Origin of the sequence: Streptosporangium jomthongense (assembly GCF_042650425.1) — a bacterium.
Lineage (GTDB): Bacteria > Actinomycetota > Actinomycetes > Streptosporangiales > Streptosporangiaceae > Streptosporangium.
The window spans coordinates 35,536-57,199 of sequence record NZ_JBHSBC010000048.1 but is presented as its reverse complement, the minus strand read 5'-3'; the positions used below and the strand labels follow the sequence as shown (position 1 = coordinate 57,199).

The following is a 21,664-nucleotide window of genomic DNA, read 5'->3' as shown; positions in this document are numbered from 1 at the left end:
ATATTTATTGGGCGTTGACCGGACGGGAAGGCGTCAGTGGGAGCGCCACTTGGCCAGAAGCTCGGCCTCCCGTTCCCGGGTGATCGTGATCTCGGTGGAGAAGGCGGCCTCGGCGGCGCGGATCTCCCGCACCGAACGGCCGAGCGGACGCGGATCGAGTCCCGCGGCGCGGGCCGCCGCCGGGTCGGCGGTGTTGGCCGTCATCCACTCGTCGCCCTCCGACCACAGCGGCAGGGAGGCGCCGTTCTCCCCCTCGGAGAACAGGAAGTCCGCGCCGACCCAGGTCAGGGTCGTTCCGGGCGGCCCGACCTCGGCCAGGATCGCCTCCAGCATGTCGCCGAAGGAGTACGGCGGCGCCGGGCTGACCGCGTGGAAGACCGTGGGAGCGGCGGGGTCGAGCGGCCGGTCGAGCAGGGTGACGATCCAGGAGGCCAGGTCGCGCGCGTCGATCACCTGGATCGGGTCCGCGGGGTCGCCGGGCGCCAGGACCTCACCTCCTTCGGCGATCCGGTTCACCCAGTAGGTGAAGCGTCCGGTGTGGTCGTGGGGGCCGATCACATAGGTCGGCCGTACGACCAGTGTGTTCCGGCCGAACCTGGCGGCGGCGGTCCGCTCGCACAGCGCCTTCAGTGCGCCGTACGTCTCGTTGGTCACCTCGGTGGGGACCGGGCCGTCGATCTCGGCCAGCGGTGAGTCCTCGGCGAAGCCGGGGGCGGGGGGCGGGGTGTAGACGGAGGTGCTGGAGATGAGCAGGTAGCGCCCGGTGGACAGCGTGTCGGCGAGGAGGTCGACCTGCGTGGGCAGGTAGGCGCTGACGTCGATCGTCGCGTCCCACGTCCTGTCGCGCAGGATCGACAGGTCGGTGTTGCGGTCGGCCGTCAGGTGCTCGGCCTCGGGGAACAGGTCGGCTCCGGTCCTTCCCCGGTGCAGCAGGGAGATCTCGTGCCCGGCTGCGAGGGCCGCCTCGGTGATGTGCCGTCCGACGAACCTGGTTCCACCGATGATCAAAATTCGCATGGCCATAATTTTGTCGTATATGTCGGCTGTGTGGTGGGGAAAATTCCCGAGTGTTCCCGCAGGTATGGTCGATAACATGAAATGTCGGAAAAAGGCAGGTAGGGAGCTTTTGTGATGTCTTTTGGCGGTCGTCGGCTTCGCTGAGAAAGGCGGCAGGGGGTACGTTGGACGGTACCCCTTCCCTACTTCAGGATCATCGCCATGGCAATTCGGCCAGAGCTGGGATCACCGGACAGCTGCCGCCTTCCGGGGCCCGTGCTCGCTCGTCACTCATCGGTTGGCGCGGAGGCGTGATGGACACCGCGACAGCCGAACTCGATCCTTTTGTCCATCCTGCCCTTTTCTATCGCGGTGACCACGAGTATCTCCAGGCGACCCTGCCGTTCATTCGTGGCGGCCTGGCGGCGGGAGAACCCGTGGCGGTCGCCGTCCCCGAACGCAATCTCCGGTTGCTGCGGACCTGGCTCGGCCCGCTGGCCTCGTCGGTGTGCTTCCTCGACATGACCAGGGAGGGCCGGAACCCGGGCCGCATCATCCCCGCCGTCCTGCGCGCCTTCGCCGATCCGCACGAGGGCCGCAGGGTGCGGATCGTCGGGGAGCCGGTCTGGCCGGGTCGCTCGACGACCGAGTATCCCGCCTGTCTCCAGCACGAGGCGCTGGTCAACCTGGCCTTTCCCGGGCGGGCCGTCACGATCATGTGCCCGTACGACGTCGAGGCCCTGGAGCCCACGGTCGTCAGGGACGCCGAGACAACCCACCCCGTCCTGCTCGACGGTTCCGGGCTGCGGGTCAGCGACGCCTACGCGCCGGAACGCGCGATCCGTGACGCCAACAGGGTGTTGCCCGACCCGAGAAGGGCCGAGGTCCTGAGCTTCGGGGGCGGCGAGCTCGCGCGGGCCCGTGAGTTCGCCGTCGGGCACGCCGCCCGGGCCGGGCTCCGCGGTGAGCGCCTCGACGACCTGCGGCTGATCGCGGGTGAGCTGGTGGCCAACAGCCTCGACCACGGCGGCGGCAGGGGAGTGCTGCGCGTGTGGACCGAGGGCGGCCAGGTCGTGCTGGACGTCAGGGACGCCGGGCACATCACCGACCCCCTCGCCGGGCGCGGGCCGGTCGATCCCGGGCGGCGGCGCGCGTGCGGGCTGCTCGTCACCAACCTGCTCAGTGATCTCGTCCGCGTCCACACGGGCGAGGGCGGAACCACCGTCCGGGTGTACTTCACGGTCTGACCATTCGACGAGGGGATCCAGCCGGGTTATATACGAAGTTGACAGGCGGACGCCGCTTTTTTGCCGCTGACGGATTACCAGTTGGAATTAAGGGCGTCATATGCCGTTTTGGGTCTTTTCTCCGGACCGTGACTGGGTTATCAATGGCGCAGAGGCCAAAAGGCCGGCTTCATCCATCCCCCGTATCAGCACCGGCTTCCACCGGTGTCGCTCCCATATGCGCCATCACACCCCCCAGAAATAAGGATGGAGAAACGCATGCACCGGTTGAGAAAAACGTTTCTCGGAGTTCTGTGCGGCATCGCAGCGCTCCTCGCCGGACTCATTCCGACCGCGAACGCCCAGGCGGCGGTCCCCGACCGCTGGGGATTCGCCTTCGTCGACGTCTTCTCCGGCGTCCCCTCCCTGGCCCACCAGGCGGGAAGCTGGGCGTCGGGGCCGACCGTAACCGTCTCGCCCGGTGCGACGGGCCAGGTGAAGGTGGTCTTCCCGGGCATCGCGAGCTCCGGTGGCGTCGCGCACGTGACGGCCGTCTCGCCGAACGCCGAATGGTGCCAACTGCAGACCTGGCTGCCCTCCGGCGCTGACCAGGTCGCGGTCGTCCAGTGCTACAAGTACGGCGGCACCCCGGTGTTCACCCCCTTCACCATCGTCTACGAGACGAGCACCGGCCTGCTGCCCGCGCCGCAGGCGCTCGGCTACATCCACTACAACGGCGGTGGGATCGCCTCGCAGTTCAACTCGTCGGGCGCGGTCAACACGGTCGCCTCGGGCGGGACCGGCGTCTGGGGCGTCACCCTTCCCGGGCTCGGGTCGCCGGGCCCCGAGGGCGGCTTCCAGGTGACCGCCGTCGACCCGCAGCGGCCTGCCCGCTGCAAGATCGGCTCGTGGGGATCGGCCGTCAGCGCGCAGAACGTGAAGGTGATCTGCCATGACGCGACGAGCCGGCCGATCAACACCGGCTGGACGCTGACCTACCAGCGTCAGCGGGCGATCACCGGGGCCGCGGTTCCGCCCAGGTTCTTCGGCTACGTCCTCGACACCAACCCGACGGCGGCCGGGCCGTACGCGCCGACTCCCGCCGGGATCAACTTCAACACCCTGGTGCCCGGTGGGAACACCGTCCAGAACTTCGCGCCCGGACGGAAGGTGACCTTCCCCAAGATCGGTTATCTCCGTGACCACGTCCAGGTGACCGCGTTCGGCCCCGGCCCCGAGTACTGCAACATCTACAAGCTCTGGGTCACCCCGCCGAACGACGCCGTCGTCAACGGCGTCAAGTGCTACAACGCCGTCACGTTGAAGCCGGAACGTTCCTTCACCAGCTACACCTCGGAGAAGTGACCGACGGCCGGTGGTCCCGTGCGTCCTCCGGGGCCACCGGCCGTTCAACGACTCCGGATTCCGGTGATCAGCCGGATCAACTCGGCGCGCAGCGCGCCGGGGTCCTCGACCCGGTCGGCGATGATTCGCTCGGCCGGGTCTCCTTTCATGATCTCGGCGTAGGTCCGCCCGCCCAGGTCGGTACGGCTCACCATCACCCGGCGCCGGTCGGCCGTGTCCCGCTCGCGGACGATGTGACCGTCGCGTTCGAGCCGGTCGAGCACCGGCCGGATCGTCTGCTCCTCGACGTAGGTGTGGGCCGCGAGCTCCCGCTGGGTCCGGGGACCGTCCTGCAGGACGTGCAGGGTCAGGAAGCCCGCGTGGGTCAGGCCGCGTTCGGCGAGCACGGCGTTCCACTCGCGTTCCACCAGCCGCGCGGCCACCAGGAGCAGGCGGCCGGTCGCCCATGAGGCGTGATCATCCATGAACCCCATTTTTCCGGCCTTCGGCTGAAACCCTCCGTCCACGCTATCCGAAGGATGCTAAGGGTACTTAGTATTTTCGGCCCGAAGAGGGTCAAGGTTCGAAAAGGAGAGCGTATGGGCGTGACGGCGCCGCCGGAGACGGCGGAGACGAAACGGACGCGGTGGGCCGGGCTGGCCTTCATCGCGCTGGCCGTGGCGATGGTCATCTCCAGCACGACGATCACCAACGTGGCCGTCCCGCAGATCATCGGTGACCTCGGGCTCAGCTCGACCGACGCGCAGTGGATCCAGGAGTCCTACGCGCTGGTGTTCGCCGCGCTGCTGCTCACCTTCGGCAGGCTCGCCGACCGGCTCGGCAGGCGCAGACTCCTGCTGACCGGGGTCGCGCTGTTCGCGCTGACGTCCCTGCTGGCCTCCTTCTCCGTCAGCGGGCCGATGCTCATCGGGGCCAGGATCCTGCAGGGCGTTGGCGGGGCCATGATCTTCCCCACGACGCTGTCCCTGCTGAACGCGGGCTTCCGGGGCAGGGACAGGGCGACCGCGTTCGCCGTCTGGGGCGCCACGATCGGGGGGATGGCCGCGCTCGGGCCACTGGTCGGCGGCTGGCTCACCACGGACCTGTCCTGGCGCTGGGCGTTCGGCGTCAACATCCCGGTCGCGGTGGCCGTACTGGCCGGGGTGCTGGTCTTCGTGGCCGAGTCGCGTGAGTCGGACGGCAGGCGGGGCGCCGACCTGGGCGGCGCGGTGCTGTCGACGCTCGGGTTCGGCCTGCTGGTGTTCGGGCTGGTCGAGGGGAGGGTCTACGGCTGGTGGCGGTCCGTCGAGCCCTTCACCGTCGGCGGATGGCGATGGCCGTTCGCGCTGTCCCCGGTGCCCGTCGCCTTCGCCGCCTCCGCGCTGGCCCTGACCGCCTTCGTGCTGGTCGAGCGGGGTCGTGGCCGGCGTGGCCAGGTCGCCCTGCTGGACCTGTCGTTGCTGTCCATCACCTCCTTCCGCAACGGCAACATCGCCGCGCTGATCGTCAGCCTCGGCGAGTTCGGCGTGCTGTTCGCGCTGCCGCTGTGGATGCAGTTCGTCCTGGGCTACTCGCCGCTGGAGACGGGGGTCGCCCTGCTGCCGCTCGCGGTCGGCTCCTTCGCCGCCAGTGCCTTCGCCTCCCCGTTGTCGCGGGCCAGGGGAGCGGCCTTCGTGGTCCGGCTCGGCCTGGTTCTGGAGATCGCCGGGATCGCCGGACTCGGCCTGGTGATCTCCGCCGGCACCCCGTGGGCGCTGCCGGTGCCGTTCCTGTTCTGCTACGGCATGGGCATCGGGCTGGCGACCGCCCAGCTCACCGGGGTGGTCCTGGCCGAGGTCCCGGTTGAGCGCAGCGGTCAGGGCTCGGGCACGCAGAGCACGGTCAGGCAGATCGGCTCCGCGCTGGGCATCGCCGTACTCGGCACGCTGCTCTTCGGCGGGCTCAGCGCCGACCTCGACCACCGGCTGAGCCAGGCGGACGGTGTCGACCCGGTACGGCGTGAGCAGATCGTCTCGGCCGTGCAGCGCAGCGCGGGAGGGGCCATCGCCGGACTGTCCCGGCTGCCCGGGGTCGCCGAGGCGGCCAAGGAGTCCTTCGCGGTCGGCACGCGCTACGCGGCGTTCGGGGCGGCGGGCTTCCTCGCGGTCGGCCTGCTGGCCAGCCTGTCCCTCGGCTCCCCCGGCGGGGGCCGTACCGAGGAGTGATCTGGGTAAATCTCCAGTCATGGATGTAGACATTCAGATATAGGCGACATAGCATTTTTTGTGTCACGGAAAGGGAAAACCATCTGTGACAGGTGACGAAAAAGCCGTGCGACGCGGGGAGGCCACCGGTCGCGCGGGACCTCTCGCGACACGGTCCCGCCCGGTGCCCGCCGCGTCGCGGAACATGGGAAAGGGAAGACGGACACCACACCGCAGACCCACGGCTCTGGAGGTGGTTCCTCGTCAACTCACACGCGATTCCCGCCCGCCCCGCCTTCGACGGGGCGTGTGCGGTCAAGGAAGACCGGCAGGATAGCCGGTAGATGGTGTTGAACTCCTCGGGCCCCGGTGCTTCGCGCGCACCGGGGCCCGACACACGTCACGGAAGGTGCGATGGGAGAGGCCCGGCCGGCGCTGTTCGACAGGTTCGACGATGACGACCACCCCGCCTACAGCATGGGCGGGCCGCGGAGATCCTCGACGTCGCCCCGGCGTTCCTGCGCAGCCTGGGCGTCGCCCGGCTGATCGAACCCCTCCGGTCCGCCGGGGGCCACCGGAGATGCTCCCGCCGCCGGCTCCACCTGGCCGCCCGCGCCCGCAGGCTGCTCGACCAGGGCACCCCACTCGACGCGGCCTGCCGCATCATCGCCCTGGAGGACCGGCTTGAGGAGGCCCTGCGCCTGAACGCCGAGCTGAGACGGCGGGTGGAGTCTCCCACCGGGTGACCCCGCCGGTCAGCGGGTGGCGATGAGCGTGTCGAAGTCCGCGAAGTCGTCGGCCAGGCGACTGCCGGTGAAGTCCCCGACCCAGCCGTCCTCGTCGTGGAAGAACCGGATCGCCACGAAGTCGGGCCGGGTGCCCATGTCGAACCAGTGGGTGGTGTCCGCGGGCACGCTGAGCAGGTCACCCGCCTCACACAGCACCGCGTACACCCTGTCGTCGAGGTGCAGGTAGAACACCCCGGCGCCCCGCGCGAAGAAACGGTCCTCGTCGTCGGCGTGCGTGTGCTCCGAGAGGAACCTCTCCCGTGCCCTGGCGGCCTGCTCGGCCCACTCCGGATCGTCGGAGGGCGTCATGCGCACGGCGTCGACCAGCACGTATCCCTCCTGGCCGATCACCCGGTCGACCTCGTCGCGGTAGGCGTCGAGCACCTGCTCCGGGGTCGGCTCCGCGGGCAGGTCCCTGACCGGCTCCCACCGCTCGAACCGGATCCCGAACGGCTTGAGCGCGTCGGCGACCTCCTCGGGGTCCTCGGTCCTGGTGAGCACGGTGTCCGGGTCGTCGTCGGCCCAGACGGTCAGCAACGTCATCGGATTCTCCTCGTCACGGGTTCCTGCGGTTTCCAGGGCTTCCCGTGATTTTCTCCCCCGAGCCCGGCGGACTTCTCTTACCTTTCGGGCTGATTTTCCCGTGTGCCGCCGGTGCGCTCCGCCGTACCCCAGAACCACTCGATCTTCGCGGCCCTCCTGCGCCGCTCGATCCACTCGGCGAAGATCCGCCGCTCGACCAGGTCACGGACCGCGTCGTCGAGTACGGCGGGCTCCACAGCCAGCACCTTGACCGTCAGGTCGCCCAGAGCCGTGGGGAAGGGGCCGGCGAGTGTTCCCGGCGCGGCGGACAGGACCACCTCGGCCGCCTCCTCACCGATCTCCCCGGCCAGCTCCGGTCTGCGCGCGGTGACGAACACCTCACCCGGTACGGCCAGGCCCGCGGCGAACGCCCGCTCGACGTCGGCGAGGAAGTCGTCCGGGTTCCCAAGGCCGGGACTCCCAAGGCCGGAGCTTCCAAGGCCGGGGCTCCTGGGGCTTTCGGGGCTCCTGGGGTTTGCGGGGGCGAGGACGACCCTGGCCAACCGTACGGCGTCGAGGTCGCGGCCGTGGGCGGCGAACCAGTCCTCGACCCGCCCGGCGGCGACCCGCGAACGCAGCCTGGCGACCGAGGCCTCGACCGCGACCAGTTCCTCAAGCTCGGCGTGGGAGATGTGGTTGCGCTCCATCCAGGCCCGGGTCCCGGCGCCGGTCAGCAGCCCGCGCGCCCGGCGGAAGGCGTCCATCGCCCGCTGCAGCTCCGCGTCGGAGATCGGCTCCGGCTCCTCCTCAAGCGCCTCCCGCACCAGGCAGTCCGTCACCAGGCGGTCGGCGACCCCGCGCTCGTCCCAGACGAAGTCCAGGCAGGCGACGGCCCTGGCGACCGGGGTCTCGACGCCGTTGACCCGCAGCAGCAGGTGTTCTGCCGCCCGGTGCACGCCGCGCAGCGGCCAGGGCAGCCCCAGGTCGGGGGACCACGACAGGGAGACGGTCGAGCCGTCGGGCTCCTTGAGGAGCAGGGCGTGCTGGAGGGAGCCGTCGAACTCCTCCCGCTGGGCGACCAGCCGTACCCGGAGACCGGGGTTGGCGCGCCGGAAGGCGCCCAGGTCGGCGCCGTCGGTGAGCACGCGCAACGCCTCAGCCAGCGTCCGGCCGTCCGCCATCACGTCGCTCCGATCATGAGCAGGTCGCGGATCGCCGCGCCGATGGGAAGTCCCGTCGCGGCCTCGATCCAGAGGAACTGGCCGTTCGGGTTGATCTCAAGGAAGACATGGCGGCCGTCGGGTGTGAGGATCAGGTCGATCGCGCCGTAGACGAGGCCGAGCCGTTCGACCAGCCGCACGCACCGCGTGGCGATCTCGGCCGGCAGCTCGTGCGTCCTGATGGGGGTGGCGCCCGGGTCGTAGTGCCGCCAGTCGTAGCGCGTGTGGTTGCTCACCTGGGAGTGGATCTCCGCGGCGAAGACCTGCCGCCCGACCACGGTCACCCGCACCTCGACCCGCTTGGGCACGTAGGCCTGGACGATGACCGGGCACAGCCGCAGCGCGTCGGCGTGCGCCACGTCCGCGGGGGTGACCGGTGCCGCGAACCGGCCGAACCGCTCCCCGTCCGCCTCGAACCGGTTGCCGTGCACGGGCTTGGTGATCACCCGTCCCTCGTGCCGGTCGTAGAAGTCGAGGAAGCCGTCCGGATCGGTGGTGATCAACGTCTCGGGCAGCTCGAAGCCGAGCAGCCGCGCCTGTTCGAGCTGGTACGGCTTGCGCCCGGCCCGGTCGACGACCGGCCTCGGGGCGGGAACCGTCAGGCAGCCGAGACCGTCCCACAGCCCCTCGGTCACGGCCAGGCACTCCTGCTCGACGTAGGCCTTCACGGAGGCCTTCACGTGCTCCCGGCGGATGGCGGGGCTCACGGCAGGGGGCAGCGGCCTGCGGTACCAGAGCGAGGTCAGCTCGTCCAGCACGACCCTGCGCTCACCGGTGTCGAGCACCCTGCGGGTCGAACCGTCACCCGACAGGCCGATCTCCACGCTCGCGCGGACCGGGTAGGAGGCGGGGTCGAAGACGACGACGTCCGCGCCCGCGGACGTGAGGAGACCGGTCACGTGGTCAGCGTGGTCGTCTCCTGCGGAGGTCAGTACGAGGATCATCAGGGATCCCGCACGGGGACGCGGTCCCACACGTCCCCGTGGCGGACCGATCAGCTGTCGCCGGAGGTGTGGGAGTGGTTACCGTGGATCACGATGACCTGGCTCTTCGCGCCGCCGCTGACCTGGAGGAGCTGGTTCTCGTCGAGCTCGGGGCCGAGGGCCGCGATGTCGTCGAGCGTGGTACGCGACTTGCTCACGTCGTTCCTGCCTTTCCTGTTTCCGCGGGCCGTCCGGTGCGGTCCGATGCCGGAAGGCTAGGCGGGGGCGGCCGGGCGGGTCGTCCGTCACGCGGATGATCGGCGGTCCCCCTCCCAGGGGACTCCTTCGGTGATCATCGCGACCGGCGAAAGCGGCATAATGCCCGGGTTAGGTAATACCGGCGACCGATGCCTGGCCCGTGACGCTGTGCCAACGGGGGCGACACAGCCGTCATCGGTCCTCTCTGATCGGAGAACCCATGACCCACGATGTCGTCGGCGAAGGCCTGGTCAAGGCCCTCGCCGAAGAGGGTGTCACGGGCAGCCTCATCGGCCCGACGACCGTCGGCGTCAGTTACCCGGGTGTCAGCGACTTCACCATCGACATCGGTGAGTGGCGTGCCCGCGCCGCCGAGATTCCCCCGGCCCAACTGCCGTCGTTCATCGCGCACGTCGCCCAGGGGTTCGCCAGGTCGATCCGCGCGCAGGCACAGCCGTCACCGCCGTGGTCCGACATCGAGCGGCTGCTGGCCGAGGAGTCGCTGCGGATGCGCCTGTACACCGAGGAGGCGTTGTCCGAGCCGCCCGGCCTGCGGGACGCCCTGCTGACCCGCGCGCTCGCTCCGGGACTCGTCGAGACGGTGGTCGTCGACACGCCCGACTCGATCGTGCCGCTCAACCGCTCCCAGATCGGCGACAGACCCGAGGAACAGGTCTTCGGCGCCGCGCTGCACGCCTCCCTGACCAAGGAACCCCACTACGCCAAGACCGACGCGATCTGGGGCGTCCCGATCACCCACGTCGGGGAGACCCACCGCTACGTCGGCTCCCACATCCACGTGCTCAGGCGCCACGTCGGAGCCGCCAGGTACGGCGCGCTGGTCTCCTTCCCCGTCCCCGAGTACCTGATCGTCCACGAGATCGGCGACACCCACATCGTCGCCGCCCTGGAGGCCATGCAGGAGCTCACCAGGACCCACGTCGAGAAGGGGGACAAGGCCCTCACCGCGCAGGTCTACTGGTGGTTCCCCGGGGCCTACGAGCAACTGCCCGAGCCGGCCGCGCTCGCCAGCGGACAGGTCCCCGACCTGCGGCCGGTCGAGGTCGAGGTGAACCACCGGGAGAAGAGCGTCACCCCGCTCACCGCCGACACAGGACGGCTCATCGAACTCTGGATGAGCGACCGTGCCTGACCCGATGTGAAGCCCTGCCGAGAGGCGTTCCGGGGGGCGTTACCGCGGCGCTCGACGCCCCCCGGCCGCCGTGACCGGCCCGCGTCTCACCCTGCCCTTCGGCCGCCTCGCCGACGAGGCAGGCGTCTCACACCCGGTCACCGTACGGCTCGCCCCGCGGGTCAGGGGGCGAACAGCCGCCGTGGCCCGGACCCCTCCTCACCCATGGCGTCGCCGGGATTGACCAGCGCGCACTCCTCGAACGACAGGCAGCCACAGCCGATGCACTCGGTGAACCGGTCACGCATCCGCTCCAGCCGTTCGATGCGCTCGTTGAGCCGATCTCTCCAGCAATCCGAGGCCCGGACCCAGAACTCCTTGCTCGGGGTGTGGTCGGCGGGCAGCAGGGCCAGGACCTCACCGATCGCGGAGAGCGGGAGACCGACGCTCTGCGAGGCGCGGATGAAGGCCACCCTGCGCAGCGTGCCCCTGGTGTAGCGGCGCTGGTTTCCCGTGGTGCGTCTGCTGTGAATCAGCCCCTGGCGTTCGTAGAAGCGCAGGGCGGAGGTGGGGACACCGCTGCGAGCCGACAGCTCGCCGACGGTGAGTTCCCCGGCGCGTGTCATGCGGCCCACCCTAGCTTGACTTGAACCTTTGTTTAAGTTCCAGGCTTGTTCTCACCCCACCGTCTCGGGGTTCCCCGCTTCGGGGTCCCAAAGGAGGACATGTCATGGAACCGTTGCGGCTCGCGGTGATCGTGGGCAGCGTCAGGCAGGGCCGGTTCGGGCCGACCGTGGCGAACTGGTTCGCCGACCGGGCCAGGTCACGCGACGACGTCCTGGTGGACCTCGTCGACCTGGCCGACACACCGTTGCCCGAGGTGCTTCCGGCCTTCGGGCAGGCTCCGTCACCCGAGGCCGTACAGGCCCTGAAGACACTGACCCCGCGGCTTGAGGCGGCGGACGCCTTCGTGGTCGTCACCCCCGAGTACAACCACAGTTTCCCCGCGTCCCTGAAGAACGCGATCGACTGGCACTTCACCCAGTGGCAGGCCAAACCGGTCGGCTTCGTCTCCTACGGCGGTATGTCCGGGGGCCTGCGGGCGGTCGAGCACCTTCGCGCGGTCTTCGCCGAACTGCACACGGTCACCGTCCGCGAGACGGTCAGCTTCCACGACGCCTGGAACCGCTTCGGTCCCGACGGCCTGCCGAAGGACCCGGGCTGCGGTCCGGCGGCCGAAACCCTGCTCGACCAGCTCCTGTGGTGGGCGGACGCGCTCAGGGACGCAAGGAACAAGAACCCGTACAACGACAGGAAGCAGGCGGCATGACGAACCTCGTCCGAGACCTCAACCCCACCCTGGCCCGCGCCGACGCCGGTGCCGTACTGGTCGGCCGGTGGCCCCTGCGGCACACGCCACCGATGGCCGTCACCACGGCGTGGGAGAACAGACCGTGGCCCGAAGGACTTGTCTCGGTCAACGTCTACGTCAGCACCGACGGGCAGGACGTGCTGGTCTACGAGCAGTGGGCGGACGAGCCGGACGGCCCCTACTCCCCGATGGGGGCCGAGCCGGTCGCCTACCGGCTCTACCGCAGCGGGCTCAGGGAGAACGCGCCGGTGCCGGGATGCGTCGTCATCGTCTCCGTCGAGTTCGACGGCCCCGACCGGGAACGGCAGGAACGGTGGGTGGACACGGTCTTCGCGGCGCTGGCCGCCGAGACCGACCTGCATCCCGGAGGGATCTCCGGCCACTTCCACACCAGCCTGGACGGCACCCGGGTGCTCAACTACGCGGAATGGACGGACGAGGCGTCCCACCAGGAGGCCCTGGACAACAGTGGGCGGGGAACCGTCGGCTCCGCACCCGAATGGCTACGGGTCCTGGAGTTCCCCGGCGTGCGGAGGAACGAGTTCAGGCGCTACCACCTTCACGCGAGCCTCGCCAGAACCGGTCCCACCGGGGTGACCGGATGACGGATCCAGAGGTTCACGACAGCAGGACGGGCTGGGTGGCCGAGCACATCCGCCGGTACGTCGAGACCGACGGCGCGGACGGCCACATGTACCAGGGATGGCCGACCCTGCTGCTCACCACCCGGGGCAGGAGGAGCGGCATGCTGCGCCGTACCGCGTTGATCTACGGCCAGGCCGACGGCCGCCATCTGCTGGTGGCCTCGAACGCCGGTTCGGCGGAACACCCCGCCCGGTATCTCAACCTGAGCGAGGACCCGGCCGTCGCGGTGCAGGTCGGCCCGGACAGGTTCACCGCCAGGGCCCGCACCGCGACCGAGGAGGAGAAGCCCCCACTGTGGCGGCTGATGACCTCGATCTTCCCCCTCTACGACAAGTACCAGGCCGAGGCGCCCAGGGACATCCCCCTGGTGATCCTGGAACGCGACTGACCGGGACCGTTCGGCGCCCTGCCCCTGACACACCGGGGCAGGGCGCCATCAGCCCCCGAGCTCGTCGGGTCGCGTCACCTTGTCGAGCCACAGGCGGCGCTTGAAGCCGCCTCGCTCGGCTCGCTTACGGCGGGCCGCCTCCCGAATCTGCTCATCGGAGAACCCGAGTGTCTCGGTGAGGGTCGTCAACACCTCGTGAATGTCGGCCAGCTCCCCCAGACGGTCGTCGGGGCTCGCCTGACGTAGTTCCTCGGCCTCCTCGACGAGCTTGGCGGTCAACGCCGGGACCAGCTCCGACTCGTCGAGCACCCTGACCTCGGCCGTCAACCCGTCGGCCTCGATGACCTCCGGAATCCGGTCGCGGACCAACTTGCCATAGGTGATTGTCCGGCTTTGGCGCAAAATGTCGCCCCCTTGATCGATACTGCACGGGTGGATTACCGACGCGGCGTGGTCACCGGTGAGAGCGTATGGCGTGCCATCGTCCTGTACGGTGCCAACTCGGCCACCTACAAATTCGCCTTCGGCACGACCCTCCTGAAGGTCGCCGCCACCGGCCGCACCCACGTGACGCTCGAAGAGCTGGCGGTGCCGTACGCGGAACTGCTCTGTCAGGCCCTGCGCCGTCAGGACCGGCAGGGCACCGCCGCCCGCAGCAGGTTCCTGGACGCCTGCCGCGCGTTCAACGCGGGCGAACTCGACCGGGACACGCTGCACCGGCGCACCGTCCAGTTCGGCTTCGCCAACGTCGTCGACGCCTTCCCGCAGCTCGGCGGCGGCCTGGCGCCGGTGCGCTACTACGAGGACCGGCGCCGGGACTCCACCGCTCCGGGGCTGGTGTTGCGCGACGAACTCCGCGAACTCGCCCTGTCAGCGCACGCCCCGGGCCTCGGCGCCGAGATCACCGCCCGCTGGCGGCTGGTGGAGACGGCGTGGGCGACCGGTGTGTCCGACGCCGTGCTCGGGTTGGTCTACGACTCAGGAACCCAGGAGCTGGTTCTGCGGACCAGACAGCGTCGCAAGTCGGTGACCGGGGTCGTCGCCGCCCTCAACGGATACCAGGACGGCCGTTGCGCCTACTGCGACCAGGTCATGGCGGGGCCCGTCGTCGAACACGTCCTGCCGTGGAAACTGCTCACCCGGCACTGGAACGGCCCCGACGTCGACGCCATCTGGAACCTGGTCCTGGCATGCAAGCCCTGCAACGACGCCAAACGGGACCGGGCGCCGCACCAGGAGTGGATGCCCTGGCTCGAACAGCGCAACAACGACCTCATCGAGTCACGTCATCCGCTGCGCGAGGTCCTCATGACCCAGACCGGCGAGACCGCGGCCATCCGGCACGCCACCCTCAAACTCGCCTACCGGAGGGCCACCGAACTCCTGCCCGCCGTCTGGGCACCCCCCACGGGCCGTACGGCCACCACCTTTCTCCGATGAGGGGGAAGGTGGTGGCCGCCCCCGTTGCGTGGTCAGTTCGTCAGTGCGCCACCACCGGGCTGTTGTGGTAGGCGGCGATCAGCCATCGGCCGTCCCGCCTCTCGAAGACCCAGGTCGCGTTCACCTTGCGCCGGTCGTCCGGGACCTCGGTCTCGCCGGGGAACAGGATGGCGGACTCGCTGATGACGATCGCGCCGTCCCTGCCGACGAAACGGATGCCGAGCTGCTTGTTGTGGGTCCAGCTGCCCTTGAGCGGGCCCTCGAAGCCCAGGGCCATGTTCTGACGGATCACCTCACGGCTGCCGCGGAGTGAGCCGGTCATGATGGCGGTCGCGTCCTCGGTGTAGTCGGCGACCATGCCGTCGGCGTCGCCCGCCGCCCACGCCCTGTAGGAGGCGACCAGTACGGCCTGGATCGCGGCCTCGTCTTCCACACGACTGTCCGACATCGGATTCTCCCCTGTGAACGGCTCGCCGGGGTGTTCCGGCGAGCTCGTCAGTACATACCGGCGGTGAGGTCGGAACTCATCGCGCCGGCGCGCAGAAGACGCCGGGACGTTTTCGGCGCACGGGCCGGGGCCCGATCAGACCCCGGCGACGGCGCGTCCCTCGTCGTCGAGCCTGGCCGCCAGACCGAAGGTCGCGTAGACGGCGGGGTCCTGGAACACCGAGTTCCGGGCGATGCCCCCGCCGACGACGGTGAAGATCTGGAGCGTGTGCAGGTCGTACCCGTCGCCGACACGCCGGTAGGCGGCGAAGCCGGGCTGGCCGCCGTTGGCCGTGACCTCCTTGAGGAGCCAGTCCTTCCCGGCCTTCTCGAAGACCCACTCCATGAACAGGCCGTAGTTGCCGCGGCCGGAGAACCAGTTGAGCATCGGCGGCATCTCCATGATGACGTCCTCGGTGAGCAGCCGTTTGAGGCCTTCGACGTCGGCGAGCTCGAAGGCCTTCATGTAACGCTCGATCCAGGCGCGCTGCTCGGTCGCGGACGGCTCGCTGACCCGTTCCCGCAGGTCGCCGATCTCCTTCATGCGGGTACGCGCCCGCTGCAGGGAGCTGTTCACCGACACGACGGTGGTGCCGAGGATCTCCGCCGCCTCGGCGGCGGAGAAGCCGAGCACCTCACGCAGGATCAGCGCGCCGCGCTGCCGGGCCGACAGGTGTTGCAGGGCGGAGGCGAACGCCAGACGCAGGCTGCTGCGGTCGATCACGGTCCCGGCCGGGTCACCCGCCTCCAGTGACGAGTCCGGCAGAGGCTGGAGCCAGGTGGCGTGCTCTCCCTGGACGAACGGCGCGAGCGGGTCGGAGGCGGCGACCAGCCCCGAGGGCAGCGGCCGACGACCGCGAACCTCCAGGGCGGTCAGGCAGACGTTCGTCGCGATCCGGTAGAGCCAGGTGCGCAGCGAGCTGCGAGTGTCGTCGTACTGCTCCCGCGCCCGCCACGCCCTCAGGTACGTGTCCTGGACCAGGTCCTCCGCGTCGTGGGCCGAGCCGAGCATCCGGTAGCAGTAGGCCAGCAGTTCCGCCCGGAACGGTTCGACCCGCCGGTCGAAGCCCTCTTCCCCCACCACGCCACGCCCCGTCCCACTGCCGCCGCAATCGCCGTACCTGGCGACTGCGGCGACAATACGCCATGGGCGGATATGTCACCATTTGGTGATCACTCTTCGGAGTGATGGTGTCCGTCGCAGTGCTTGGCCGTGTTGGCGGGCACGTTCAGCGTGGGGTTGCGGTCGAAGAACCCGTACGGCGTCAGCGAGAATCCGGTGTGGTCGACCGGCATCACCGGCCAGTCCTCGGGCCGCGGGAAGTGGGTCACGCCGAAGGTGTGCCACAGCACGACGTCCTCGCCGTCCAGGGGCCGGTCACCCGCCACGTACGCCGGCAGGCCGTCCCCGCCGGGGTTCTGGTTGACGAACTCGCCGGCCGGGTACCGCTCCTCGGGCGCGTACCGGGTGATCCACAGATCCCGGGTGGTGAACGCCGCCCGCGCGGCGATCGACGAGGACGGGTCCGCCAGCAGGGTCGGGTGCTGCTCGGAGCGCAGCACGTAGCCGGTCGGCTGTCCGAGCCGGTTGGTGCGCTCGGTGCTCACCACGTGCCATGACCGCCCGACGGAGGCGTCCGCGCTGCGAACCCCCTCGGCCTCGCTCACGATCCGGGTGCGGGCGTGGCCGAAGGCGTTGCCGTACGGATTCTCCGGAGAGACCGGCACCCGGACCGCGTCGACCTCGTCGACCGCGTTCCGGACACCGTCCACCATCATGTCGAGGCGGGCACTGAACAGGTGCTGGTGGAACGGTGCGCCCAGACCCGGGGCGACCTCTCCGGCGTAGGGCCACTCCTGCAGCCCGCGGTAGGCCGAGGTGAAGAGGATGCCGGTGAGCTTGGCCTCACACTCGATCCTGCCGTCGAGGTAGAGGTACCAGTAGAAGCCGTAGTCGTAGTTGCCGATCGTGGTGAAGAACGAGATCACCAGGCGGCGCTGGCGGCGGACCTCGGCGGAGTTCGGGGTGTAGATGTCGGTGTGCTTCCACAGCGTGCCGTGGTCCTCCTCGTGCAGGCAGATCGCGTTGGGGATGCGCCGCACGTCGCCGGTCTCGTCGGCCAGGTCGACGTCGACATAGTGGATCTCGCCGAGACAGTCGCAGCCCAGGGTGAGCGAGTTCGCGAACCGGCCGAAGAGGTACTCACCGGTGTCGAAGTAGTTCTGCCAGAACCGGACCGGCGCCGGATCGCCGTACGGCACCACCATCTCGGCGATGGAGGCGCGGTAGACGATAGGCCGGACCTCGCCGTCGTGGTCGGGGTCGGCGTAGGACAACTGGTGGAGCACCAGACCCTCACGGGCGTCGAACCCGAAGGTGAAGGACCAGTTCGCCCAGGTGATCCGGTCGCCCTCGACCTGGAACGACGGCCCCTCCGGCTGGGTGATCTCGATGGGCCTCAGGGTCTCCAACGGCGCCGGGCGCCCCTGCGGGAGGTGGAACCTGCTCCGTTCCTCCGGCAGCGGGAAGACGCCGATGTCGATGATCTCGGTCGCCTTCCTCGCGATCAGGTCGACGTAGGCGCTCAACCCGTCCACCGGGTGCGCCCAGACGTGAGCGTCGGGGTCGAGCAGGGCGAAGCAGAGCACCCGGATGATCCGTTTGCCCTCCTCACCGGGCAGGCCGAAGGCACCGGCCGAGAGCGGTGCGCATCTCACCTGCTCGGGGGTCAGGTCGCGCTTGGCCAGCGCGTCGACCCAGGCCGGGTCCTGGGCGAGGATCCCGTCGACCGCCATGAACTCCTCGGCCAGGATCGGCATCCCGCCGTGGGAACCGTCGACGTCGACGATCGCGGCCACCACGTCGGCGGTGAGGTCGACGGTCACGTCCCGGGCGTCACCGGTCGCGGTGTCGAGCAGCAGCACCCGTGCCCGGCGGTCGGGCCTGGGCCCGGTGCCCGCCTGGAAGGCGAGCACCTCCTGCTTGTGCGGTTCGAGCAGGCCGACGTAGACGAAGCGGACGCTCTCGCCGGCCAGACCGGCTTCGCGTACCAGGGCGGTGGTCCGCTCGATCTCGGTCGCGGTGAGGCTGGAAACCGGGGTGGTCATGGTGGCTACGGAATCCTCTCTGGGTGGTTCGCGCCGAGCCGCTCGGCTCGACGCCCTCGACGTCTCGTGTTCCGTCGCAGGGAGCGCACGCGTGCATTCCTGGGCTGCCGCGTTCAGTGGGAAGAACCCGCCTCCGGGCCTGTCTCCGGGCTTCTGGAACGGTTTCCAGGGGGGCGATCCACATGGCAGGCCCTGGAAAGAGCGGCCTGGTGAGCAACATTTATCAATGGGGCGTGATGGGCGCCAGTGCCAAAAATGTGGCCGAACTGACAGGATTGTTGTGGGCGGATTGGGCGCACCGAAAAGGAAAATGCCCATTGATATCAGCCGTTTTTATGTGAAAAGTCCCATTCGTGATGGTTGGCTGATCGAGGTTCCGGCGGGAATTCTCCCCTCTTTCGTCGGGCTGTCCTCATGGCCGTATGCGGACAAAGGAGGCCGGGCGTCGGCCGCCCCGGCGGATCCCGCCGCGCTGAGGCCGAGGTGACTCGGCCGGACACGAAGGCACCGGAGTGCTCGCCGCCGGGTCGGCGCGCCTCCGCGCGTGTACCGAGCGCGACGCGGACCTGTGCTCCCCGTCGGTCGGCGGATTTCCGGCGAACTCGGTGATCACCCTTCTGGCCTTCGTGCCGTTATCTGGTTCTGCGCATGACGTGACAGAGAGAACGGGTGCCATGGTCGCGGTTGTGGGGTGTTCCGGTGCCGTGGAGGGTCAGGGCACCACGGTCGCGGTTGAGGCCAATGCCGCATGCGGAAGCGGAGGATCCCAAGTCGGCCGCGGCCCCGTCGGCCGGTCAACGGATTTGTCGTACCTCTCTGCGACACTCCCAGGATGCTGAGCGTGGAACTGCTGCGGCCGTTGCTGAGAGCCGCATGGGGACCCGACACCTGTGATCCGGTGGGCCGTGAACAGTGGCGGCCGGACAACCCGGCGAGAAGCCAGTGCGGCACGACGGCACTGGTGGTTCAGGACCTGCTCGGCGGAGACCTGATCCTTGGCGAGGTCCATGTCGACGGGGCCAAGGCCTGGAACCACTACTGGAACCGGCTGCCTGACGGCACCGAGGTTGACTTCACCTCCGACCAGTTCGGCTCCGGCGAGGTCGTTGTCGGCGGCCACGTACAGCATCGGCCACCGGGCCCGCCCCGCCGGTGCCGCGAGCAGTACGAACTGCTGCGCCAACGGGTGTTCAACGCCCTGGCCCCGTCGCGACCCGCCTGAGGAGTACGCCGACAGGCGTGGGTCTCCGCGATCGGCCACCGGCGCGCACCGGGGCTTCCCGTTCGCCCTCAAGGACGTCGGCGACGGTGTGGTTCTCCTCGTGATCCTGGTCCGGCCAGGTGCCCCCGCCGAGCCCGATCGCCCGCGGGCCCGAGGGCCGTTCGCCGACGACGTCCGCGGTAAGGATGATCCGAACGTGATGCCGGTGCCGGGCCGGGGGATCCATGCGGATGGAACGCTTGGAAAACAGCGGCGAAGTGGGCGAGCACCTTCAGGATCACTCCGTGTGCCGCCCGTGACGGAACCAGGCAGGCTCGCTATGACGCCGGTTCGGCCATGCTGAGGAGCGAGGCGAAGCCTTCTTCGTCGAAGATGGCCTCGAAGTCCTCGTCGGGAACCCGTCTGCCGTTGATGTCTACGGCGGGAGTTCCCGGGCCCGGCCGGCCTTCATATGTGCCCGCCTGCTGGTACTGCTGTTGCGATCTTGTAATGAAGTCCTGGTGCCTCATCCCTTTCACGGCTGTGTCGAAGGATGGGCTTCGGAGCCCGTCGACCAGAGAGGCCAGTTCGAGTAGCCGTGCCTCGGTAAAGCCGTCGTTCGGCTCATCGGGCTGGTGCGCGTAGAGGACCGCGTGGTACTCGGCGAACTTCCCGACCTCAAGGGCGGCTCGGAGGGCGTTGACGGCTCTTTTCGAGCCATTGCCGCCCAGCCGATCATCCAGGAAAGAGGCCAGCGTGTATTCGGCTTTCGCTTTCCGCTGCAGGACCCAGTTCCGCAGGACCGGTCCACCGCCCGTCAGCTCGAATTCCTCGCAGACCGGGCAGCGCGGATCTTCATACAGATGGACGGTGACGGCCGCGTTGGGATCACCGATCGAGACCGTCGTGCCGTCCTTTTCCAGCTTCTGCGGTACTTCGCTCAAGGACGCGTAGGATGCCCTGGCCCGCTCACTGCCGGATTCCCCGGATTGGGCCCATGTCACTGCCAGTACCGCCACGAGAAGCGCAGGGACCAGTCCTCTTTTCCAGCGCTTCACCGATATAACCTCCTAGATCACGATTTTAGGGAGGGTAACATAACATATTATGATGATTAGATGTGGCGGGTCGCTCGAAAGGCGATATGAGATGGTTCCTCTGTCCTCCCGCACAAACCGTGCTTGATATGGGGGAGGCCGGTGGTCGTCTCCACGGAGGCGGTGTGTGAGTTTTCCGGCTGGATGGCGCGGTGCCCTGAGTGAGGACGGCCGTCACGTGATCCTTCGAGTGGCGAAGACCAAGTTCGAAACTTGAACCAGGCGATGGCCGGCGCGGCAGATCGAGACCGGCGATCCGGATCTGTTGCGATCCATGGCGAAGACCATGGCCGAGACGCCGATGTCGGCCGATGCCAATGTCCTGTGGCGCCGGACGCGGTGAGCGGACCGATGAACGCGCCGACCGCCGCGAGCGGCGACTCTGGCGTGCGCTGTCTTCGACCGGCCCGCCGTCGAGCGGATGTGCGTCCAGTAGGCCTGGGCCATCGAGGCCTTGGAGGCCGGGTAGCCAGTCGCGTGTGGGCGCCTGGACCACGCGCGGCCGCCTTCTCGAACGAGGCCTGATGGCAGGCCTGGTCGAACAACCCGCGGGGCGGTTGAACAAGGAGGTCCGCCCCACCAACGTGGTCGGGATCTTCCTCGACCGGGCGGTGACCGTCCGGCTTGTCGGTACGGTTTTGACCGAGCAGGCCGATGGGTGGGGGGCCCGCCGCCACCTGGGGTTCGATGGGCTCGCCAGGTGCCGGATGCGCCTCGTCGCGGACGGTGTACCGGCCCACAACCCGCTTAATTTGTAGAAACAGGATCACGCGCCATCGGCGTGGACGTGACCCGCCCGGGTGGGCCCAGCCACAGGTCGAGCGTGTACCCGCTGGAAGAAGAGTGCCCCCGGCATGATTCGAACATGCGACACCCGCTTTAGGAGAGCGGTGCTCTATCCCCTGAGCTACGGAGGCAGGGACTCTCCATAAGAGTAGCGAAAGTGTGGAGTGGATGCGCGCCCGGAGGGGGAGTTGGCGGCGATCGCCGGGTTATCGGTTCGCTGAGCTGCGGTAAAAGGGCGGCAAGTGGACGAGTGTCGCCGGAGCGGCGACGCCTAGTGTCACACTCCGTGACGGACGGGCAACGGAAGCGAATCCACGGGCACCGAGCGTTGCAGCTGCTCGTGCTGTGCGGGGCGATGCTGGCGCCCGTGCTTCTGGCGATAGGCCTGCTGGTGGCGGAACTCACCGGATACCGGACAGGTTCTCGCGGGGTCGCCGGAGGACAGTTCCGTGGTGGCCTGCCTCGTGGTCCTCATATCCCCCACGAGTCTCATGCCCATGGGTTTCATGGCATCCGTAAGGGTTTCGAGGGCTTCGACACACAACCCGC

At 69.0% G+C, this 21,664-nt stretch carries 23 protein-coding genes, 1 tRNA gene and 1 pseudogene; 12 read left to right on the top strand and 13 right to left on the bottom strand.

The features are described 5' to 3' along the window. Positions 1-33: 33 nt before the first annotated feature. Positions 34-1,017 (bottom strand): NAD-dependent epimerase/dehydratase family protein, encoded by a 984-nt coding sequence (locus ACFOYY_RS36125; protein ID WP_386195722.1) that lies wholly within the window; start codon positions 1,015-1,017, stop codon positions 34-36. Positions 1,018-1,310: 293 nt separating this feature from the next. On the opposite strand from ACFOYY_RS36125, the gene ACFOYY_RS36120 reads away from it, so the two are divergent. Next, on the top strand, positions 1,311-2,243 hold the full coding sequence (locus ACFOYY_RS36120) for an anti-sigma factor RsbA family regulatory protein (RefSeq protein WP_386195721.1): 933 nt from the start codon (positions 1,311-1,313) through the stop codon (positions 2,241-2,243). A 258-nt stretch (positions 2,244-2,501) separates the two neighbouring features. Beyond that, the gene (locus tag ACFOYY_RS36115) at positions 2,502-3,587 is read left to right on the top strand and encodes a hypothetical protein (protein WP_362779416.1); all 1,086 of its coding nucleotides are present in this window, start codon (positions 2,502-2,504) and stop codon (positions 3,585-3,587) included. 44 nt (positions 3,588-3,631) lie between these two features. Here the strand turns inward: ACFOYY_RS36115 and ACFOYY_RS36110 are convergent, their stop codons facing one another. Then, the gene (locus ACFOYY_RS36110; RefSeq protein WP_352014208.1) at positions 3,632-4,051 is read right to left on the bottom strand and encodes a MarR family winged helix-turn-helix transcriptional regulator; all 420 of its coding nucleotides are present in this window, start codon (positions 4,049-4,051) and stop codon (positions 3,632-3,634) included. A gap of 114 nt (positions 4,052-4,165) precedes the next feature. On the opposite strand from ACFOYY_RS36110, the gene ACFOYY_RS36105 reads away from it, so the two are divergent. Both ACFOYY_RS36105 and ACFOYY_RS36100 read left to right on the top strand, forming a co-directional pair. Then, positions 4,166-5,770 (top strand): MFS transporter, encoded by a 1,605-nt coding sequence (locus ACFOYY_RS36105; protein WP_352014207.1) that lies wholly within the window; start codon positions 4,166-4,168, stop codon positions 5,768-5,770. 393 nt (positions 5,771-6,163) lie between these two features. Further along, a pseudogene (locus ACFOYY_RS36100) lies at positions 6,164-6,495 on the top strand (MerR family transcriptional regulator). A gap of 9 nt (positions 6,496-6,504) precedes the next feature. Here ACFOYY_RS36100 and ACFOYY_RS36095 read toward each other — a convergent pair. The 4 genes from ACFOYY_RS36095 to ACFOYY_RS36080 all read right to left on the bottom strand — a co-directional run bounded on the left by ACFOYY_RS36095 (position 6,505) and on the right by ACFOYY_RS36080 (position 9,420). Beyond that, a complete protein-coding gene (locus ACFOYY_RS36095; RefSeq protein ID WP_362779422.1) occupies positions 6,505-7,080 on the bottom strand; it encodes a 1,2-dihydroxy-3-keto-5-methylthiopentene dioxygenase in 576 nt (191 codons plus the stop codon). A 77-nt stretch (positions 7,081-7,157) separates the two neighbouring features. Continuing rightward, positions 7,158-8,240 carry a TIGR04500 family putative peptide maturation system protein gene (locus ACFOYY_RS36090; RefSeq protein WP_362918530.1) on the bottom strand — a complete coding sequence of 361 codons (1,083 nt, stop codon included), beginning with the start codon at positions 8,238-8,240 and terminating at the stop codon, positions 7,158-7,160. After that, positions 8,240-9,223: an MvdC/MvdD family ATP grasp protein gene (locus ACFOYY_RS36085; RefSeq protein ID WP_352014204.1), complete on the bottom strand. Its 984-nt coding sequence runs from the start codon at positions 9,221-9,223 to the stop codon at positions 8,240-8,242. Before ACFOYY_RS36085 ends, ACFOYY_RS36090 begins: the two co-directional genes overlap by 1 nt. A gap of 50 nt (positions 9,224-9,273) precedes the next feature. Continuing rightward, complete coding sequence (locus tag ACFOYY_RS36080; RefSeq protein ID WP_184718277.1) at positions 9,274-9,420, bottom strand: hypothetical protein; 147 nt, start codon at positions 9,418-9,420, stop codon at positions 9,274-9,276. 260 nt (positions 9,421-9,680) lie between these two features. On the opposite strand from ACFOYY_RS36080, the gene ACFOYY_RS36075 reads away from it, so the two are divergent. Beyond that, on the top strand, positions 9,681-10,613 hold the full coding sequence (locus tag ACFOYY_RS36075; protein WP_386195718.1) for a hypothetical protein: 933 nt from the start codon (positions 9,681-9,683) through the stop codon (positions 10,611-10,613). A gap of 161 nt (positions 10,614-10,774) precedes the next feature. Here ACFOYY_RS36075 and soxR read toward each other — a convergent pair whose 3' ends face one another. After that, on the bottom strand, positions 10,775-11,218 hold the full coding sequence (gene soxR, locus ACFOYY_RS36070; RefSeq protein WP_352014202.1) for a redox-sensitive transcriptional activator SoxR: 444 nt from the start codon (positions 11,216-11,218) through the stop codon (positions 10,775-10,777). Between the two features lie 104 nt (positions 11,219-11,322). On the opposite strand from soxR, the gene ACFOYY_RS36065 reads away from it, so the two are divergent. Genes ACFOYY_RS36065 through ACFOYY_RS36055 form a run of 3 tightly spaced genes read left to right on the top strand, consistent with a single transcriptional unit; the run spans position 11,323 to position 12,997 of the window. Further along, positions 11,323-11,922: an NADPH-dependent FMN reductase gene (locus ACFOYY_RS36065; RefSeq protein WP_362779431.1), complete on the top strand. Its 600-nt coding sequence runs from the start codon at positions 11,323-11,325 to the stop codon at positions 11,920-11,922. Then, the gene (locus tag ACFOYY_RS36060; protein ID WP_362779433.1) at positions 11,919-12,569 is read left to right on the top strand and encodes an antibiotic biosynthesis monooxygenase; all 651 of its coding nucleotides are present in this window, start codon (positions 11,919-11,921) and stop codon (positions 12,567-12,569) included. The genes ACFOYY_RS36065 and ACFOYY_RS36060 overlap by 4 nt, the downstream gene beginning before the upstream one ends. Then, positions 12,566-12,997, top strand: a complete 432-nt coding sequence (locus ACFOYY_RS36055) for a nitroreductase family deazaflavin-dependent oxidoreductase (RefSeq protein ID WP_386195715.1) — start codon at positions 12,566-12,568, stop codon at positions 12,995-12,997. The genes ACFOYY_RS36060 and ACFOYY_RS36055 overlap by 4 nt, the downstream gene beginning before the upstream one ends. Before the next feature lie 48 nt (positions 12,998-13,045). Here the strand turns inward: ACFOYY_RS36055 and ACFOYY_RS36050 are convergent, their stop codons facing one another. Then, positions 13,046-13,399, bottom strand: coding sequence for a nucleoside triphosphate pyrophosphohydrolase (locus ACFOYY_RS36050; protein ID WP_362779438.1), 354 nt, complete (start codon positions 13,397-13,399; stop codon positions 13,046-13,048). A 30-nt stretch (positions 13,400-13,429) separates the two neighbouring features. On the opposite strand from ACFOYY_RS36050, the gene ACFOYY_RS36045 reads away from it, so the two are divergent. Further along, entirely contained in the window at positions 13,430-14,437 is a 1,008-nt protein-coding gene (locus ACFOYY_RS36045) for an HNH endonuclease (RefSeq protein WP_386195712.1), read from the top strand. 40 nt (positions 14,438-14,477) lie between these two features. On the opposite strand, the gene ACFOYY_RS36040 is transcribed toward ACFOYY_RS36045, so the two are convergent. The 3 genes from ACFOYY_RS36040 to ACFOYY_RS36030 all read right to left on the bottom strand — a co-directional run bounded on the left by ACFOYY_RS36040 (position 14,478) and on the right by ACFOYY_RS36030 (position 18,031). Beyond that, positions 14,478-14,885, bottom strand: coding sequence for an SgcJ/EcaC family oxidoreductase (locus ACFOYY_RS36040; RefSeq protein ID WP_352014196.1), 408 nt, complete (start codon positions 14,883-14,885; stop codon positions 14,478-14,480). Positions 14,886-15,020: 135 nt separating this feature from the next. Next, complete coding sequence (locus tag ACFOYY_RS36035; protein WP_386195710.1) at positions 15,021-16,007, bottom strand: sigma-70 family RNA polymerase sigma factor; 987 nt, start codon at positions 16,005-16,007, stop codon at positions 15,021-15,023. Between the two features lie 89 nt (positions 16,008-16,096). Next, positions 16,097-18,031 carry a primary-amine oxidase gene (locus tag ACFOYY_RS36030; RefSeq protein ID WP_352014194.1) on the bottom strand — a complete coding sequence of 645 codons (1,935 nt, stop codon included), beginning with the start codon at positions 18,029-18,031 and terminating at the stop codon, positions 16,097-16,099. A gap of 209 nt (positions 18,032-18,240) precedes the next feature. On the opposite strand from ACFOYY_RS36030, the gene ACFOYY_RS36025 reads away from it, so the two are divergent. Beyond that, positions 18,241-18,372 (top strand): hypothetical protein, encoded by a 132-nt coding sequence (locus ACFOYY_RS36025; RefSeq protein ID WP_386195708.1) that lies wholly within the window; start codon positions 18,241-18,243, stop codon positions 18,370-18,372. A 491-nt stretch (positions 18,373-18,863) separates the two neighbouring features. After that, positions 18,864-19,253: a YunG family protein gene (locus ACFOYY_RS36020; RefSeq protein ID WP_386195706.1), complete on the top strand. Its 390-nt coding sequence runs from the start codon at positions 18,864-18,866 to the stop codon at positions 19,251-19,253. 317 nt (positions 19,254-19,570) lie between these two features. Here the strand turns inward: ACFOYY_RS36020 and ACFOYY_RS36015 are convergent, their stop codons facing one another. Next, positions 19,571-20,176 carry a thioredoxin domain-containing protein gene (locus ACFOYY_RS36015; RefSeq protein WP_386195704.1) on the bottom strand — a complete coding sequence of 202 codons (606 nt, stop codon included), beginning with the start codon at positions 20,174-20,176 and terminating at the stop codon, positions 19,571-19,573. A gap of 677 nt (positions 20,177-20,853) precedes the next feature. Between ACFOYY_RS36015 and ACFOYY_RS36010 the strand changes: the two genes are divergently transcribed. Further along, a complete protein-coding gene (locus ACFOYY_RS36010) occupies positions 20,854-21,087 on the top strand; it encodes a hypothetical protein (RefSeq protein ID WP_386195702.1) in 234 nt (77 codons plus the stop codon). A gap of 86 nt (positions 21,088-21,173) precedes the next feature. Here the strand turns inward: ACFOYY_RS36010 and ACFOYY_RS36005 are convergent. Next, positions 21,174-21,246, bottom strand: a tRNA-Arg gene (locus ACFOYY_RS36005). Between the last annotated feature and the right edge of the window lie 418 nt (positions 21,247-21,664).